The sequence below is a fragment of the Nannocystis bainbridge genome (assembly GCF_028368995.1).
GTDB classification, from domain to species: domain Bacteria; phylum Myxococcota_A; class Polyangia; order Nannocystales; family Nannocystaceae; genus Nannocystis; species Nannocystis bainbridge.
In genome coordinates, this window is the sequence record NZ_JAQNDL010000002.1 from 805,346 (window position 1) to 822,060 (window position 16,715).

Sequence of the window (16,715 nt, forward strand, 5' to 3'; positions counted from 1 at the left end):
CCATGTCAGAAGCGCACCTGCAGCCCGCCGAGGCTGGCTTGCACGCGAGTGGGCCGCCGCTTGACGCGGTCGGCGATGAACAGGCTGATGCCGACGGCCAGCACGACGCCGCCGGCGGCGAGGAAGCTGCGGGCGAGGATGGCGTCGCGGCGGCCGCGGGCGAGGATGTCGTCGTACTCGTCCTTGACGTCGGCGTACTGCAGGGAGGCGCCGGTCTCGGGGTCGATCTGGGCGATGAGCCGCGCGGCCTTGTCCTCCTCGGTCTCGGCCAGGCCGGCGAACACGCCGCCGGTCGAGGCGAGGGCGAAGCCGCCGAACACGGCCCACCAGCCGCCGCGCTGCAGCGGGGGCAGCCGCTCGGGCACGCCCTCGGCCGGCTTGTCGCGCAGGGCGGTGCCCTCGAGCTCGGCCTTGGCCCGCTTGCCCTCGGGATCGGTGGTGGCGACAGTGCTGCCGAGACCTGCGCCCTGGGACACGTTGTTCGGCGGAGCGGTAGGATCCGCGGGCGGAGCGGTGACCGGCTGGGTCGCCGGGGACGGCTCCGTGGCAGGGGGATCTTGCTTGCCCGCGGGCTGCGCAGGCGCGGGAGCGGGCTCGGAGGTCGGCGCAGGAGCGGGCGCCGAGGCAGGGGTGCTCGGGCTCTGAGCGCGGACGGGCAGCGAGGCGCCAACGACAGCGATGCCGACGAGGAGGCCGAAGGCCCGCGCGGACATCGTGGTGAATGGTGCGCCCATCGCCGGGCGGGATTGTAGTCAGGTCGTTGGCGTGACGCTCGTGCGTTTCCGGCGCCCCTGGGTGGCAGGATGGTGTGACTTTTGCCACCGGCGTGACGGTGCCGAATCACGTCGGATCGGGCCGCGTGGTATCCACGATCCCCTTCATGCATCGCCTCCTCTGCGCCGCGCTCCTGCTCGCGCTCGCCGGCGGCTGCAAGCGCAACGGCTCGCGGGACATGGACGTGGTCGATGTGGTGGCGCCGTCGGGCGAGGTCTACCCGGAGGGGGCGAGCGACTTCACCGGCGAGTGGGTCGGCGAGAGCGCCGGCATCTTCGGCACGCTGACGATCCAGCGGCTGGCGAGCGATCGCTACTACGGCCGCTTCGCCAGCGAGGACGGGCTCATCGGCTTCGTCTGCAACCTGCGCCAGATCCGGGCCACGCCGGGCGAGGGCGGGGCGATGCTGCCGAGCAACCTGGTGACGTTCCAGTGGCAGGACGGTCGCGGCGGCCGCGGCGGCGGGTGGGCGCTGATCAACCGCGAGAGCTCGGCGCTGACCGGCGAGATCCGCTACGGCGGGCTCGGCACGCTGAGCTTCGTCCGCACCGACGCGCCCGACATCGAGGCGCCCGCCGACGCCGAGACGGCCGAGGCGATGACGGACGAGCTCGACGAGCAGGCGGGCTGAGTCGCGGCGCCGGGCGAGCGGGCGAGGCTCCTCGGCGGGCGGAGATCCTGGACGCGCGCTGATTCAGGCGGCGTCGGCACCGAGTCGAGAGAGCATGTCCATCGGGACATGCTCTCTCGGACATGTTCTCAAGAGCATGCCGCCGGGGACATGTCCCATGCGACATGCCCCCGAAGTCACGTCATGGCGTGCGCGGAGTCGGGCGCGGCAGCAGGCGGCGTTGGTTGAAGCAGAGGCCCCAGCCGTGCGGCTCCTCGTGGGGGCGCGCGGGGCCGCTGACGAGGCGCGGGCCGTCGCCGCGGGCGGGCGGGCGCTCGCCGCCGGCGCGCACGCGCACGAGGGCGATGTCGAGGTGGCCGCGGCCGTCCATGTCGAGCGGGAGCTCGGCGACGGTCTCGGCCTCGAGGGCGAGCGGGCCGCCGGGGGCCTCGACGGTGAGGCCGGTGCGAGCGGGCGCGCGGCCGGGGCGGCGCTCCTGAGTGACGCCGAGGTCGCGGATCGGGACGACGCCGCCGGGGCGCTGGACGAAGCCGCCGGACAGGCTCACCCACGGAAATCGAGCGGTGTGCACCCACGTCCGCAGCGGGCCGACGGCGGCGAAGCACTGCATGGCGGCGTCGCTGGCGCCCCAGTCGCGCACGCCCCAGTTGTGGACGCGGATCGCGGCGCCGCCGAAGGCCCGCAGGTCGCCGCCGAGCGTGACGGTGCCGTGGAGGTCGCCGGCCTGGACGTAGCCGCGGAGCGGGTGCCGCCGGACGGCTCGGAGCAGGCGGGTGTCCCAGGCGGCGGCGCCGAGCTGGCGCGCGAGCAGGTCGGGGTCGTCGTCGGCGCCGGGCACGAAGGGCAGGAGGCCGGCGAGGAAGGTGAGGTCGAGGCGGGCCTCGATCGACTCGGCCGGGGCGTCGCCGGCGGGGCGCACGGGGCGGCCGCGTGGATCGTGGACGTCGAGGGCGCCGCGGTAGCGCAGCGTCCAGGTGCGCAGGGGCTCGACGCAGTCGAAGCTGAGGCCGCCGACCGACCAGCCGCGCTCACCGTCGCCGCGCAGCAGGGCCTGGCCGCCGGGCAGGCTATAGACCGCGGTCGGCGTGAGCAGGGTGAGCCAGACGCGGTGGGCGTCGCGGCCGGGCAACCACTCGAGCCGCGCGATCACGCCGAGCTCGGACTGCACGCCGGCGAACACGAACTCCTCGGCGAAATGCGGGCGGCCGTCCCAGGCGTGGCGCGCCTCGTCCTGCGGGCGCGGCCATTCGGCGGCGGGCCGGCGGAGCACGGCCCAGCGCGCGATCGCGGCCTTGACCCCGCGGCGCAGCAGGCCGGAGAGGCCGGGATCGGCGACCGCGGCGCCCAGATCGAGGCTGCCGTCGTGATCGTCGGCCGGCGCGACGTGCGGGCGCAGCGGCCGGGGGCCGCGTGGGTCTTCGGAGTGGGAGTCGCGTCCGGACATCGGCCTCGGAAGGCGGCCAGCGTATCATCCGTGCGCCAGGACGGCCACCGCCGAGAATGCGCCGGCGCAGGCGGCCCCTTGCCGGGCGCCCGGACAGGGACGGCTGGCCGGCCGCCCTTGTGCCGGCGGCCCGCCGCGTGATACCGAAGTCGACGGAGGCCTCTCTGTGGTTCGTCTCGCCTGCGCCCTGACCGTCGTCCTGACCACCGCCTTCGCACCCGCGTGCAACAACCCGCCGCCCGTCGACCCCGCCGAGCAGGCGGCCCAGATGAAGAAAGACCTCGCCAACGCGGCCGCGCGCGTCAACGACGAGAAGTGGGAGGAGGCCAACGGCATGCTGACGCGCGTGCTGGAGGCCGAGCCGGGCAACCCGGAGGCGCTGGCGCTGCAGGCCAAGGTGCGGCTGTTCGGCGACAAAGACGTGCCCAAGGCGCTCGAGCTGGTCGATCGGGCGATCGCCACCAAGGGCGATGTGCCCGACTACCACGCGACCCGGGCGCTGGCGCTGCAGAAGAGCGGCAAGGACGCCGAGGCCGCGGCGTCGTGGGGCAAGGCGGCCCAGCTCGACCCCGACAACGGCAACTACGGGCTCCACCAGGGCCAGGCGCTGCGCCGGGCCAAGCAGTTCGAGCAGGCCGAGGCGGTGTTCCGCGAGGTCATCAAGAACGACGAGGCGGTCAAGTTCGTGTACAGCGAGCTCGGCGACGCGCTGCGCGAGCAGGGCAAGCTCGACGAGGCGCTGACGGCCTACGCCAAGGGGATGATCAAGTACCAGGGCGACAAGACGGCCCACGCCGGCGCGGCCCAGGTCTACGAGGCGAAGGGCGACACGCAGAAGGCGATCGACGAGTGGTCGACGTACATCCGCATGGACTGCTGCTCGGACTTCAGCAACAACGTGGCGAAGAAGCGCATCGCCGAGCTGCAGCAGGGCCGCGCGGGCTGAGCTGTCCTCGCGGACAGGTCGATCGGTTGTCCTGAGGGACAGCCGAGGTCGAGGCGACGGAGAGTCGGCGATGGATGTCCTCAGGGACATGTCGCGACCGCCGTCGAAGCAGGGCTTCGGATGTCCTCAGGGACATGGCGGAAAGCGCAGGTCGCCCGAGGCCATCTGCCCTCGCGGCCAGGCGCGCCGGGGCCTCAGGGCGCGAGGGTCGGGCCGGCGATCGCGGCCAGGGTCTCGCGCAGGTAGCGGACCGCCAGGGCCACGGTCTGCTTGCCGCCGTCGCGGGCGAGCGGGGGGGCGACCTCGACGACGTCAGCGGCGCACAGGCCGATCTCCCGGCCGAGGGCGCGGATCAGCTCGACCACGAAATCGGGCTCGAGGCCGTCAGGCTCGGGCGTGCCGGCGGCGTCGGCCCAGATCGAGTCGGTGCCGTCGATGTCGTTGGAGAAGTAGACCGAGCCGACGCCGAGACCCTTGAGGTGGGCGACGATGGCCACGATCGTGCCGGCGGGGTCGGCCTTGACCTCCTCGGCCCAGAACTGGCGCACGCCGAGGCTGCGCTCCCAGTGCTGACGATCGTGCCGCGAGGCCCGGACGCCGACCTGCACCAGCCGACCGTCGCGGCCGAGCAATTCGTTGGCGTGGTAGGACCAGGTGGCGAAGCAGATCTTGATGCCGAGCCGCTCGGGCAGCAGGTCGGTGTGCGCGTCGGGCTGGACGATGGCCCAGCGATCGCGGCGGTGCCGGGCCAGGGTGGCGGCGACCGGCCAGGCGTTGGAGTGGTCGCCGCCGAGGATCACGGGGACGACGGCGGGGTTGAGCTGGTAGACGAGGTCGAGCGCGCGCTCGGCGATCGACAGCGGCGAGACGGGCAGGGTGGCGGCTGTCTCTTCGGGCAGGTGGCCGTAGAGCGCGCGCCGACTGGCGGCCAGCTGCCCGGCGCTCAACATGTCGTCGTGGAGCAGCTGGGGGATGACGAACACGTCGCCGATGTCGATCACCCCGGCGGCGGCGGCCCGCGCGGTCCAGTCGTCGTCGCTGGCGAGCAGGCCGCTGCGGATCGCCTGCGGGCCGACGTTGGCGCCGCGCAGAAATCCGGCGCCGACGTCGGAGGGGCAGCCGAGCAGGACGACGCGCGCGCCCGCGATCGCGGCGAGGTTGCGGCGGAACGCCTCGGCGACGCCGGCCTCGTCGGCGACGCCGTAGAGCCGGCGCTGCATCGCCAGCTGCTCGGCCCGCCCGGTCGAGACCAGGAAGAGCCCGCCGCCGGCGGGACGCAGCAGGGCCGCGAGTTCGTCGAGTGGGGTCATGCGAGAAGGCTAGACCCGCGGGCGGCGAAATTCGAGGGCGAGCAGGCGGTCACGAGAGGTCCTGGCGGCGGCTCGGCCCGCTGACGCGCCAGGGTTGAGCGTGATGCGGGCGAGCGCACGGCGGTGACCTTCGTCTCGCGCGGCGAGGGGCTCCCGCGACCGGCGTGCGCGCGAGAGGATCGCGGGCAGGGCCTTTCACACAAGCGGGCGGGCTCGCGCGAGACATGTCTGTAGGGACATGCCGTAAAGGACATGCACTGGGAAGCGCGGTCGTCCGCTCAAGCGCGGCAGTCCGTCGGGCCGCTCGCCCGGCCGACGCTACCTGATGACCTGCGCTTTTCGACCTGGCCTGGGGGACATGTCCCTTCGGGCAGGGCCTCAGAAGTTCACGTCGAGGTACAGGTTGGTCAGGAAGATGTTCTGCTTGTAGACGCCGTCGGCGCTGGCGGCCCGGGTCGGCGCCTGGAACTTGTTGAGGACGCTGCGGCCCTTGGTGTCGACCTTGAAGTAGGCGATGTCGGTGAAGGTCAGGCCGAGGTGGAGGCGCTGATGCAGGCGGAACCGGCCGCCGAGGGAGAACGTCATCTTGTTGGAGTCGAGCAGGGCGGGCTCGATCGTCTGCACCGGGACGGCGGTCGAGTCGAAGCCGAGGCCGGCGTACAGCTCGACGGCGTCGATCACCCAGTAGCTGGCGCCGAAGCGGACGCCGCCGGCCGGCTTCCAGAAGCGCGGGATGTTCTGGGTGACGTTCTTGACGCCGTCGTCGGGGCCGTCGCCGCCGTACGACGCGGGGTCGGTGAGGGCGGTGTCGGCGTTGGCGAAGTCGCACTGCCGATCGGCCTTGGTGGCGTCGAGGACGCACTGCTTGTCCAGCACCTTCCAGTTGGTGAAGTCGCCGAACAGGCGCAGCTCGAGCTTGGGGACCGGGCGGACGCGGAAGCCGAAGCGGACGATGTCGGGCAGGCGCTGCTGCAGCTCGATCGGCGTCGCGGGGGCCACGGTGGCGGTGCCGAGCGCGTTGCTGAGATCGCCCTTCAGCGTCATGTTGCCGGTGATGTTGGGCCGGCTGGTGTACGAGGCGCCGATCCACAGCTTGTCGCGCCAGTTCCAGATCGCGCCGATGCCGAAGCTGCCCTGCCAGCCCGAGGCCTTGAGCCAGCTGCGGCCCTCTTTGAGGGAGCCGTCGGACAGCACGAGGTCGTCGGTGCCGTCGGCGTTGCGGGCCCGGATGGTGTCGATCTCGCTGCGGATGGCGCTGCCCGAGAGGCCGATCGAGAGGCCGATCTTGGCGATGTTGAAGGCGACGGCGCCGGTGATGTACATCGACCGCAACTTGCCGTCGATGGTGTGCCAGCGCTGCACGCCGTCGACCGCGCCCGGGTAGTCCTGGCTGCCGCGGTACTTCTCGTTGGGCTTCCACGTCGACTGGCCGCCGAACGGGAAGTAGACCGCGGCGCCGGCCGAGAAGAACTTGGTGCCGAAGTCCGAGCTGGCGCCGGCGAACGGACCGGCGATGAAGTTGGAGAGCTTGGCGACGCCGGCGTTGGCGTCGGTGGCCCCCTCGGGAGTGCCGGTGTCGCTGTTGATGGCGGACTCCGGACGGTCGTAGCTGACCCACCGGGCCGCGAAGCTGCCGTCGACGAAGATCCGCGTGCCCGGCTTGAGCGCGATGCCCGCGGGGTTGTAGTAGATCGCGGTCGGGTTGTCGGTGGTGACGTGACCGTGCTCGCCGCCGAATCGCGCGGTGCTGAGGCCGGACGCGCGGGCCTCGTTGGCGCCGACGAAGGCGGCGGTCAGGAGGCCACAGGCGAAGAGGGTGCGCGAGCGAGACGCATGACGGGCGAGCGACATGAAGGTGACCTCGTACGACGACAAACCGGCGCCACTTTACACCGAGGTCACTGCTTTACGGCGGACAAAATGCACGGCAGAGTGATGCGCAGGATGTCCCGATCGCTCTCCGTCCTCGGTCTGTCGCTGCTGGTCCCGCTCGTGGGGGGGTGCCCCGACTCCGAGGCCAAGTTCGAGGAGTTCCTCGACAACACCAAGGACGACCGCGACTTCATGCCGCCGCCGCCCCCGGACGTGATGCCCGCCCAGGCCGACATCAGCGGCGATTTCCTGCTGGCAGTGTCGACCGTCATCTCGCCCGATCTGCCGCTGCAGTTCATCGCCACCAATACGCTGACGGTCGACGACATGGGCAACACGCTGCTCGCGGCCTGCCTGCAGCCGCTGAGCCTCATGGCGGGCAAGGTCAACGCGCCGCGCGAGCCCATCGGCGATCCGCTGTGTTACACGGACATCCCGATCGTCGACGGCAAGTTCGACATCGACGCCGGCCTGGTGAAGGTGACCGGCATGGCCAACCCGGTGACCGGCGCCGACATCGAGGCGACGCTGAGGATGATCGCCACCATCATCGACGAGGGGTTCTACTGCGGTGACATCGAGGGCGATCTTTCCGTGCCCTTCGCGCTCGACCTGAAAGGCTCGACCTTCGCGGCCGTGCGCATCGAGGATCCCGCGATGCTGCCGCTCGACGTGACCGTGAACTGCAAGGGCGATACGTTCCGCGACAAGGAATGAGCGCGATGCCGCGCAGAATCACGCAACATCACGCGTGATGGCACTGGTTTTTCGCCGGCCCGAGCCCGATCATCGCCAACCCCCACGATGACGACGACGGTCTCGCCCCCGACGCCCGCCGGGCAGTGGTCCAAGGTCCGCAACGAGCTGCAACAGCTCTGGCACACGGAGCTGCGCGACTCGAACATCCGCGCTGCGTACGTCGTGTGCGCGATGACCGGAACGGCGTACGGGATGGTGACGGCGGTCGTGGCCGTGTACCTGAACAAGGAGCGCGGGATCGACGAGCTCACGATCGGTGAGCTGGCGATCTTCTTCTCGCTCGGCATCGCGGCGTTCAGCGTGCCGATGGGGCTGCTGATCAAGCGGCTGTCGCCGCGCACGATGCTTTCGGCGGCGCTGCTGGTGTACGCGGGGGCGACGGCGATCTTCCCGTTCTTGCTGACCTTCGGCGGGCTGGCGACGGCGCGTGGGATCGACGGGGCGTTCTCGGTCGGCGTGTGGGTCAGCCTCGAGACGATCCTGCTGATGCGCACGACGACGGCGCACCGCGGGCTCATCACCAGCCTCTACACCATCTCGATGGCGACCGGTTACGGCATCGGCGCGGTGTTCGGCTGGGCGGTGATGCTGCTCTACCCGATGCAGATGGTGTTCGTGGCCGCCGGGCTGTTCGCGTCGCTGGCGGCGCTCATCGCCTTCGTGTTCCTCGACCGCGACATCCAGCCGATCACGGGCAGCGACCACGGGGGCGACCACGGCCACCCGCCGGCCGAGCAGCCGAGCAAGCCCGCGGTCGAAGAGGCCCGGCCGCCGATCCTCTCGCTGTACTGGAAGATCAAGACCGCCTGCATCCCGACGTTCTGTTACGGCTACTTCCAGGCGTCGCTGGTGCTGTTCCTGCCGCTGTTCCTGATCGAGGTCCGGCACGTGCCGAAAGAGGACACCAGCCTGCTGGTGGCGAGCTTCTCGATCGGCATGGCTGCGAGCGTGGTGTTCGTCGGCCGCCTCGGCGATCGCTACGGTCACCTGAAGACGGTTCGCTCGCTGGTGGCGCTCGGCGTGGTGCTGACGGCGTCGCTGGTCTACCTGCCGACGTTCGGGCTGGTGGCGGTGGCGGTGCTGCTGGCGGGCGGATCGCTGGCGCCGATCTGGCCGATGAGCCTGGCGTTGCAGAGCCTCATCGTCGACCCGCGCGACTTCAGCCGCAGCAACGCGCTGCTGAACGGCTCGTACGGGCTCGGCACGCTGGCGGGGCCGCTGATGTCGGGCTACCTATTCAAGCACTACGGCGGCGAGACGATGTTCCTCCACATCGCGGTGCTGTGGGCGCTGGCGCTCGTGGCGACGCTGGCGTTCCGCCGCGACGACCCGAGCTTCCGCGCGATCGCCCACGCCCGCGCACGCGCGGCGGCCTGAGGCTATCCTGGCAGGCATGGGCCTGCTCCACCGTCTTTACGCTCGCGCCGCGCCCGAAGTGTGGGAGACCGAGACGCGGCTGCTGCACGCGCTCCGCCTCGTGCGAAGGCCGGTCGCGGTGCAGTGGATCGCGACGGCGATGTGCGACCTCCGCTGTCCGCACTGCTACTCCGGCGCGGGCAAGCGGGCCGAAGGCGAGCTGACGACGCAGGAGGCCATCCGCCTGGTGGTCGACGAGCTGGTGGCGCTCGGCAAGCCGACGTTCGTGATCGCCGGCGGCGAGCTGCTGCTGCGCCGCGACATCGCCGAGATCGTGGCGCACGCGCGGGCGCAGGGGCTCGAGTGGGCCATGCACACGCACGGCGGACATGTCCCCAAGTTCAGGTCGATGTTCGAGCGCCACCCGCCGACGCTGGCGGCGATCAGCCTCGACGGCGAGGCGCGGCAGCACGACCTGTTCCGCGGGCGTCAGGGCAGCCACGCGGCGGCGCTGGCGGCCATCCGCACGCTCAAGGAGTGCGGCTGCCCGGAGGTGGTGGCGGGCACGACGGTGACGCGCGAGAACGCCGACCGCCTGGCCGACCTGTTCCCGCTCGTCGCCGCCTCGGGGGCCGACTCGTGGGGGCTGCACCTGTTCGCGCCCGAGGGCCGCGGGGCCGAGCACACGGCGCTGTGCCCGACACCGGAGCAGCTGCAGCGGGTGGCGGCGTTCGCCCGCCGCAAGCGCGGGCTGTTCCACGTCGAGCTGTGCAACGAGTGGGGCAGCGCCGGCGCCGACGATCGCTTCTATCGCGACCAGCCGTTCCTGTGCGGCGCGGGCCGGATCTCCTGCGTCATCGGGGCGACCGGCGAGGTGCTGCCGTGCACCACCACCGACCTGCGCGAGTCGGAGGGGAACGTGCGCGACCGGCCGCTGCGCGACATCTGGACCCGCGGCTTCCGGCGCTTCCGCAGCGCCGGCCACGGCGAGTGCTCCGACGGCCACGAGTGCTGGCTGCAGGCCCGCAACGGCAACCCGTGCCGCGAGCAGGCGTTCGGGGCCTGCCGCAAGGAGGCCGTGTGAGGCGCTGGTGGCTCGATCTGGGCGGGTTCGCGGTCGCGCTGGCGCTGGCGGCGGCGGTGGTGCTGCGCTGGCGCAGCGGCCAGGTGGCGCTGCTCTCGAGCACGGCGGCGCCGGCGATCCGGCTGCTGGCGCTGCTGGTGGTGTTCGTCCAGGGCTGCGCCGACCGGCTGCGCGGGCGCGAGGAGCCGGGCGGGCAGGCGGCCGAGCGGCGGCCGGCGGCGGGCTCCGAGGACATGTCGGATGGGGCAGGTCCTTCGGGACAGGGCTCCAGGGGCATGTCCAAAGAGGCAGGCGAGGAGCCCGGGCCGGCGCCGCAGCTCGAGGCGGACGCGTTCCCGCTGGCCGACGAGGCGGCGCTGGGCCGCTGGGCCCGGCTGGTCGCCGGCGACGGGTTCGACGCGGGGCCGGGCAAGCGGCTGGCGCTGGCGCTGGTGCCGATGCCCGAGGCGACGCCGGCGCAGGACCCGAGGTGGCTGCAGGTCGCGTCCGCGCTCGAGGCGCTGGCCGACGCGGCGGGCGGCGCGGAGGGCGAGGCGTTCCGTACGCGCTGGCGAGCTCACGTGGAGATTCGCAAGGCTGGCGGCAGCGAGACGATCGCGGAGCTGCAGGCGCTGCTGACGACGATGGAGGCGCTGCCGCTGCTGCACGCGGGGCTGGCCGGATACGTGTGGCGTCGGGCGGCGCCGCTGCCGGCGGGGGCGCGCGAGCGGGCCGAGCTGCTGGGGCGGCTCGAGCGGCACCTGCGGGCCTGCGAGGCGCTGCTGAAGGGGCAGTTCGAGACGGGGCCGATCGAGTTCACGGCGTGGCGCAGCAAGGCGGCGCCGCCGGTCGGACATTCAGGGCTGCGGGTGCCGAAGGGGTTGCTCGGGGCGGCGAGGAGCCACTATCCGGGCAGCGACGCGGGCACGTGGGCGAGCGAGGCGACGCTGACGCTGACGGCCACGGACGGCGAGGTGACGCTGCTGCGCGCCGGCCGGGCCGAGCGTCTGCAGCCGGGGCAGCGGTTCGAGCTGCGGCGGCTCGACGCGCTGTGGGCCGGGCGGCCGGCGAAGCTGCGCCACGATGAACTCGGGGACATGTCCCTCGGGGCAGGCGCTGTCGCGTCGGCGTGGGACGTCGGGCCGCGGCTGACGCCGGCCGGGCGCGAGCAGGTGCGGGCGCAGGTGGCGGCGGCCCAGCGCGGCGAGGCGCAGGCGCTCGAGCGGCTGCGAGCGATCCTGCCGGCGGCCCACCTCGAGATCCGGCGAGCGCTGGCCGAGAAGCCGCAGGCACCAGGGTCGCCGGGGCTGCGCACGCTGCTCGAGCTGTTCGACGGGTGAGGCGAGCCGGCCATCGCCGGGAGCGAGCGCGACGACGCGTGGGGGCGGCACGCTACATGTCCCTCAGGGCATGGCGTCAGGGTCATGTCGCAAGCGACATGTCGCAGAGGACATGCCTAAACGGACATGTCGGGGGCGACATGTCCCGCAGCGGCGGTCAGCCGGCGTCGACGACCACGCGGATCTCGGCGGCGGCCGCCTCGGCGCGGGCGCGGCACTCGGCGACGTCGTCGCCGTAGGCCAGGACGACGCCCATGCGCCGGTACTTGCGGGTGTCCGGCTTGCTGAACAGGCGGATCTTGGTGCGCGGGTCGGCGAGGGCCTTGCCGACGCCGGTAAAGCGCGGGTTGGTGCCGGGGCGGTCGGCGAGGACCACGGCGGAGGCCCCGGGCGCGCGGAGGATGACCTCGCCGATCGGGAGGCCGAGGATCGCGCGCACGTGCAGCTCGAACTCGCTCTGGTCCTGCGTGATCATGGTGACCATGCCGGTGTCGTGCGGGCGCGGGCTGACCTCGCTGAAGATGACCTCGTCGCCGACGACGAACAGCTCGACGCCGAACAGGCCGGCGCCGCCGAGCGCCTCGGTGACCGCGGCGGCGATCTCCTGGGCCCGCGCGAGGGCCTTCGGGGCCATCGCGTGCGGCTGCCACGACTCCATGTAGTCGCCGCGCTCCTGGCGGTGGCCGATCGGCGGGCAGAACAGGGTGCCCTCGTGCCGGGTGCGGATCGTCAGCAGCGTGATCTCGTAGTCGAAGGGGACGAAGCCCTCGACGATGACGCGGGCCGAGCGACCACGGGCGCCCGACAGCGCGTACTCCCAGGCGGTGGCGACGTCGGCGGCGGTGCGCACGGTGCTCTGACCCTTGCCCGAGCTCGACATCACCGGCTTGATGACGCACGGGAGGCCGAGGCGCTCGACGGCGGCTTCGACCTCTTTGTGGGTGTCGGCGAAGGCGTAGGGGCTGGTCGGCAGGCCGAGCGTCTCGGCGGCGAGGCGGCGGATGCCCTCGCGGTCCATGGTGAGCCGGGCGGCGCGCGCGGTCGGGATGACGCTCCAGCCCTCGCTCTCGAGCTCGACGAGCGCGTCGGTGGCGATGGCCTCGATCTCGGGGACGATGTAGTGGGGCTTCTCGCGGGCGACGACGGCCCGCACGGCGTCGCGGTCCTGCATGTCGAACACGTGGCTGCGGTGGGCGACCTGCATCGCCGGGGCGTTGGCGTAGCGATCGCAAGCGACGACCTCGACGCCGAGGCGCATGGCTTCGATCGCAACCTCGCGGCCGAGTTCGCCCGAGCCGAGCAGGAGCAGCCGCGTGGACGAAGGAGAGAGAGGAGTGCCGAGCGTGAGATCCATGGCGAGCGCGCGCAGGATAGTGGCGCACTGTCGCGCGCGGCAAGGCGGGCCCCGCGGGCGCGAGGTCACGCGCGTCGGAGGGGCAGGCAGGCACGCGCGCGGCGGCGGTGCGGGGCTCACGCCGGTCGGCCCGCGGCGGTCACGCCGGTCGGCCGCGGGCGCGCTTCAGGTGGGCGCGCTGCCGTTGAACATGGCGCTCCACTGCGCGGGGCGGAGGATCGCCTGCGACTCGAGGACCTGATCGGCCTGGGCGATCAGCGGCGCGCCGGTGGGGCCGAGCAGCTCCCCGCGGCGGCGGCGGGCGCAGGCGGCGTGCAGGCGCATGTCGGCGGTGTCGAAGCTGGCGGCGGCGGCCTCGAGGCGGACCAGCGCCTGCGGGATGTCGCCGTTCTGCGTGGCGATGCCGGCCCGGATCAGCGCGGCCATGGCGACCGAGTCGTGGCGCAGCGCGCGGTCCTCCTCGAGCTGGGCGGCGTCGCGTTCGGCGGCGGCGAGCAACACGCCGGCGTTGTGCGGCTGCTCGCGGGCGGCGGCGACGGCGGCGAGGCCCCGCGCGTGGAGGAAGAGGATCCGCTGGCCCTGCCAGCCGAGGATGTACGAGTTCTCGACGGCGACCCAGTTCTCGGCGAGGCGCTGCCACGCGGACCCGCCCTGGCCCTGGTAGAGGTCGCACGAGGTCTCGAGCAGCAGCGCGAGCATGTGCTGGAAGTGGAAGCCGTCCTTCGACCAGCGACGCATCGCCCCGCGCACGCGATCGCGGGCGCTGGTGATGTCGTCGGCGGCGAGCAGGGCATAGGCGCTGTAGAGGGCCGACCAGACCTCGCCGCAAAGATCGCCGGCGTCCTCGGCCTCGCGCAGCCAGGCGTGGGCGCGGTGGCCGAGCTCGGACAGCTCGCCGAGCATGAACAGCCCGCCCATCGAGCTCATGCGGGCGAGGTCGAGCTCCCAGCCGACGCCGACGCAGCGGTCGAGCAGGACCTGGGCGCCCTGCTCGTTGTGCTCGAGCGCGCGGCGCCAGCGGCCGAGCGAGACGTCGGCGATGGCGTCGATGATCTCGCACAGGGCCACGAGGCGCGCGTCCGTGAGCTGGTCGGCGAGCTTGCGCGCCTCCTTGAGGAGGGTGGTGCCGCGGCCGACGGCGTTGGCGGTGCCGCGGCTCATCACCATGGCGCCGACGCCGGCGAGGGCGCGGGCGATCCGGTGGGGCTCACCTGTCTGAAGGGCCAGGAGCAGGCCGCGCTGGAAGAAGCTGTAGCCGCGGATCGGGTCGACGAAGGCGAGGCCGACGGCCGCCGACAGGCACACGTCGAGGCGCAGCAGGTCGGCCGGCGGGACCTGCTCCTCGCGCACGCCGACGAAGCCGAGGCCGCGCAAGCTGAGCTGCGTCGAGCGGGTGATGATCGACATGTTGGCGCGGCCGGGCGTGGCCGGGTAACCGAGGTCGACCTCGACGAGCGCGGGCCGCAGCATCCGCACGCCCTGATCGATGTTGCCGCTGACGAGGAACTGCTCGCCGGCGCGGCGGCGCAGCTCGAGCGACTCGGCCGCGGTGGCGCCCTCGGCGGCGCTGGCGTAGACGGGGGCGGCCTCGGCGCTGCGACCGGCGAGCGCGAGCGCGTCGGCGCGGCGGCGCAGCAAGGCCCGGCGCTCGTCGTCGGCCAGGTCATCGGCCCACGCGAGCGCGCGGCCGTACAGCTGGGCGGCGCGCTGGAACGCGAGCGTGGCGGCGGCTCGCTCGGCGGCGGCGACGGCGGCGGTGTGGGCCTCCTTCAGGGCGCCGGCGGCGTGGAGGTGGTGCGCCAACAGCTCGGGATCGTCGGCGGCCTGGGCGAGCGCGTCGGCGAGGGTGCGGTGCAGCTGCGCCAGTCGATCGCCGCCGAGCTGCGCGAGCACGGTGTCACGGATCCGGTCGTGGTAGCACTCGATGGTGTCGCCGCTGCGGCTGGCGAGGGTGCGCAGCAGGTGCTGCGCCTGCAGCTCGCCGAGGACCGCGCGATCGGTGACGCCCGAGGCGGTGAAGGCGAGGCTCGGCGGGATCGGCCGCCCGGCGACGGCGACGATCTCGAGCAAGCTGCGACCGGCCGCGCGCAAGCCGGCGAGGCGCGTGCGCACGACGGCGTCGAGCGAGACCTCGGCCGGCGCGGAGCCGCGATGACCGGCGATGTGGCGCGCGAGCTCCTCGACGAACAGCGGGTTGCCGCCCGACTCGGCGGCGATCCGGCGCGCCTCGGCGCGGGCGCTGTCGCTGTCGCGACCGAGCCGGGACAGCGCGAGCTCCTCGGCCTGATCGGGCGACAGCGGCTCGACCAGGAGGTCGCGCACCAGCGCCTTGAGCTCGGGCCGCGCGCCGAGCCGCCGCAGCTCGCGGAGCATCGGCGCGTCGTCCTCGTCGATGCGGTAGGAGCCGATGAACAGCATCGCCGGCGGATCGGGGGGCGACAGCAGCTCGACGAGCAGGCGCGCGCTGTCCTCGTCGCCCCACTGCAGGTCGGCGATGCGCAGCACCAGCGGGCGGCGATCGGCGATCCGTGCCAGCAGCTCCTTGAGCCCGCGGAAGGCGCGACGACGAGCCTCCTGCGGGTCGGGGGCGACGAAGTTGCGCTGCGGCAGGTCGGCGACCACGGCCGCGCGCGCGAGCACGGGGAACAGCCGCGTGAGCTCGTGGATCTCGCGCGGCAACAGGGCCGCGGCCTCCTCGGGCGGGAGGTGGCGGAGGTGCTGCGCGAGCGCGTCGAGCACGCTGTCGAACGCCTTGTAGGGCACGCTCTCGCGCTCGTAGCAGCGGCCCTGCAGGACAAAGGCGCGGTCGGTGCGGCGCAGCTCGGCGATGAAGCGATCGATGACGGCGGTCTTGCCGATGCCCGAGCGGCCGCGGACGTACACGCACACCGGCGAGCCGGCGACCGCGAGCTGGAAGGCGTCGCGCATGGCCGACAGCAGGTCGTCGCGGCCGACGAAGCGGGCGCCGGAGTCGGTCGGGCCGAGCGGGGCCTCGCCGAGCGCCTCGCGGATGTCGGCGCCGCCGAGCCGCGCGGCCGGGTCGCGCTGCAGGAGGCCCATGCACAGCGCGGCCAGCTCGAGGTCGACGTCGGGCGCGAGCTGCTGCGGCGGGGTCGGGTCCTCGTGCTGCTTGGCGTGCAGGATCTTCAGCGGCGGGCCGCTGAAGGGCAGGCGGCCGGTGAGCGCCTCGTAGAGCATGACGCCGATGGCGTACCAGTCGCTCGCGGACGAAGCCGGGTTGCCGGCGGCTTGCTCGGGGGCCATCGTCGCCGGGGTGCCGAGCAGGCCGTCCTCGCCGCCCTCGCCGACGTCGTCGGCGGCGAGGCCGAAGTCGAGGATGGCGACGCGACCGTCGCCGCTGACCAGCACGTTCGACGACTTGAGGTCGCGGTGCAGCTTGCCGGCGGCGTGCAGGGCGCTGACGCCGGCGGCGAGCTGCAGCAGGGCCGGGCGCATGCGCTCGGGCGGCGGCGCTGCATCTGGCCTTTCGGACATGCCCTCACGGACATAGTCGACGAAGCTGACGCCGTCGACGAACTCCATGGTGATGAACCACTCGTCGTCGTGCGAGATCAGCTGATGGAGGCTGACGAGGTTCGGGTGCGACAGGCCGGCGGCGCTGCGGAACTCGTTCTTGAGGCGGAACAGCGCGCCGGGGTCGAGCTGGTGCAGGGTCTTGACCGCGACGGTGCGGCCGCTGTCGCGCTCGATCGCGGCGTAGACGATACCCATGCTGCCGGAGCCGACCCGTCGCACCAGCTCGTAGCGGCCGAGCGTACGCGGCAGGATGTCCTCAGGGACAGGTGGCGTCACCGGCAGCGAGGCGCGGGCCTGGGGCTCGTCGGACTTCAAGGGCAGAGTATGGA

The 16,715-nt window shown here is 72.9% G+C and carries 12 protein-coding genes; 6 read left to right on the top strand and 6 right to left on the bottom strand.

What is annotated here, in order from left to right; translation table 11 throughout:
- Nucleotides 1–5: 5 nt before the first annotated feature.
- Nucleotides 6–476, bottom strand: a complete 471-nt coding sequence (locus POL25_RS20860; RefSeq protein ID WP_272087878.1) for a hypothetical protein — start codon at nt 474–476, stop codon at nt 6–8.
- A 404-nt stretch (nt 477–880) separates the two neighbouring features.
- On the opposite strand from POL25_RS20860, the gene POL25_RS20865 reads away from it, so the two are divergent.
- The gene (locus tag POL25_RS20865; protein ID WP_272087879.1) at nt 881–1,405 is read left to right on the top strand and encodes a hypothetical protein; all 525 of its coding nucleotides are present in this window, start codon (nt 881–883) and stop codon (nt 1,403–1,405) included.
- Between the two features lie 181 nt (nt 1,406–1,586).
- On the opposite strand, the gene POL25_RS20870 is transcribed toward POL25_RS20865, so the two are convergent.
- Nucleotides 1,587–2,849 (bottom strand): DUF7064 domain-containing protein, encoded by a 1,263-nt coding sequence (locus POL25_RS20870; protein WP_272087880.1) that lies wholly within the window; start codon nt 2,847–2,849, stop codon nt 1,587–1,589.
- A 166-nt stretch (nt 2,850–3,015) separates the two neighbouring features.
- Here POL25_RS20870 and POL25_RS20875 point away from each other — a divergent pair, with 166 nt between their 5' ends.
- A complete protein-coding gene (locus POL25_RS20875; RefSeq protein ID WP_272087881.1) occupies nt 3,016–3,795 on the top strand; it encodes a tetratricopeptide repeat protein in 780 nt (259 codons plus the stop codon).
- Nucleotides 3,796–3,989: 194 nt separating this feature from the next.
- Here the strand turns inward: POL25_RS20875 and POL25_RS20880 are convergent, their stop codons facing one another.
- Together POL25_RS20880 and POL25_RS20885 are read right to left on the bottom strand one after the other, a co-directional pair.
- Nucleotides 3,990–5,105 carry an arginase family protein gene (locus POL25_RS20880; protein WP_272087882.1) on the bottom strand — a complete coding sequence of 372 codons (1,116 nt, stop codon included), beginning with the start codon at nt 5,103–5,105 and terminating at the stop codon, nt 3,990–3,992.
- 378 nt (nt 5,106–5,483) lie between these two features.
- Nucleotides 5,484–6,956 carry an OmpP1/FadL family transporter gene (locus POL25_RS20885; protein ID WP_272087883.1) on the bottom strand — a complete coding sequence of 491 codons (1,473 nt, stop codon included), beginning with the start codon at nt 6,954–6,956 and terminating at the stop codon, nt 5,484–5,486.
- Between the two features lie 93 nt (nt 6,957–7,049).
- Here POL25_RS20885 and POL25_RS20890 point away from each other — a divergent pair, with 93 nt between their 5' ends.
- From POL25_RS20890 to POL25_RS20905, 4 genes are all read left to right on the top strand, one after another.
- Nucleotides 7,050–7,694 carry a hypothetical protein gene (locus POL25_RS20890; RefSeq protein WP_272087884.1) on the top strand — a complete coding sequence of 215 codons (645 nt, stop codon included), beginning with the start codon at nt 7,050–7,052 and terminating at the stop codon, nt 7,692–7,694.
- An 87-nt stretch (nt 7,695–7,781) separates the two neighbouring features.
- On the top strand, nt 7,782–9,113 hold the full coding sequence (locus tag POL25_RS20895; protein WP_272087886.1) for an MFS transporter: 1,332 nt from the start codon (nt 7,782–7,784) through the stop codon (nt 9,111–9,113).
- 16 nt (nt 9,114–9,129) lie between these two features.
- Complete coding sequence (locus POL25_RS20900; protein ID WP_272087887.1) at nt 9,130–10,176, top strand: radical SAM protein; 1,047 nt, start codon at nt 9,130–9,132, stop codon at nt 10,174–10,176.
- Entirely contained in the window at nt 10,173–11,495 is a 1,323-nt protein-coding gene (locus POL25_RS20905; protein WP_272087888.1) for a hypothetical protein, read from the top strand. Before POL25_RS20900 ends, POL25_RS20905 begins: the two co-directional genes overlap by 4 nt.
- A gap of 157 nt (nt 11,496–11,652) precedes the next feature.
- Here the strand turns inward: POL25_RS20905 and purT are convergent, their stop codons facing one another.
- Together purT and POL25_RS20915 are read right to left on the bottom strand one after the other, a co-directional pair.
- Entirely contained in the window at nt 11,653–12,849 is a 1,197-nt protein-coding gene (gene purT / locus POL25_RS20910; protein WP_272087889.1) for a formate-dependent phosphoribosylglycinamide formyltransferase, read from the bottom strand.
- Nucleotides 12,850–13,014: 165 nt separating this feature from the next.
- Entirely contained in the window at nt 13,015–16,701 is a 3,687-nt protein-coding gene (locus POL25_RS20915) for a serine/threonine-protein kinase (protein ID WP_272087890.1), read from the bottom strand.
- Nucleotides 16,702–16,715: the final 14 nt, after the last annotated feature.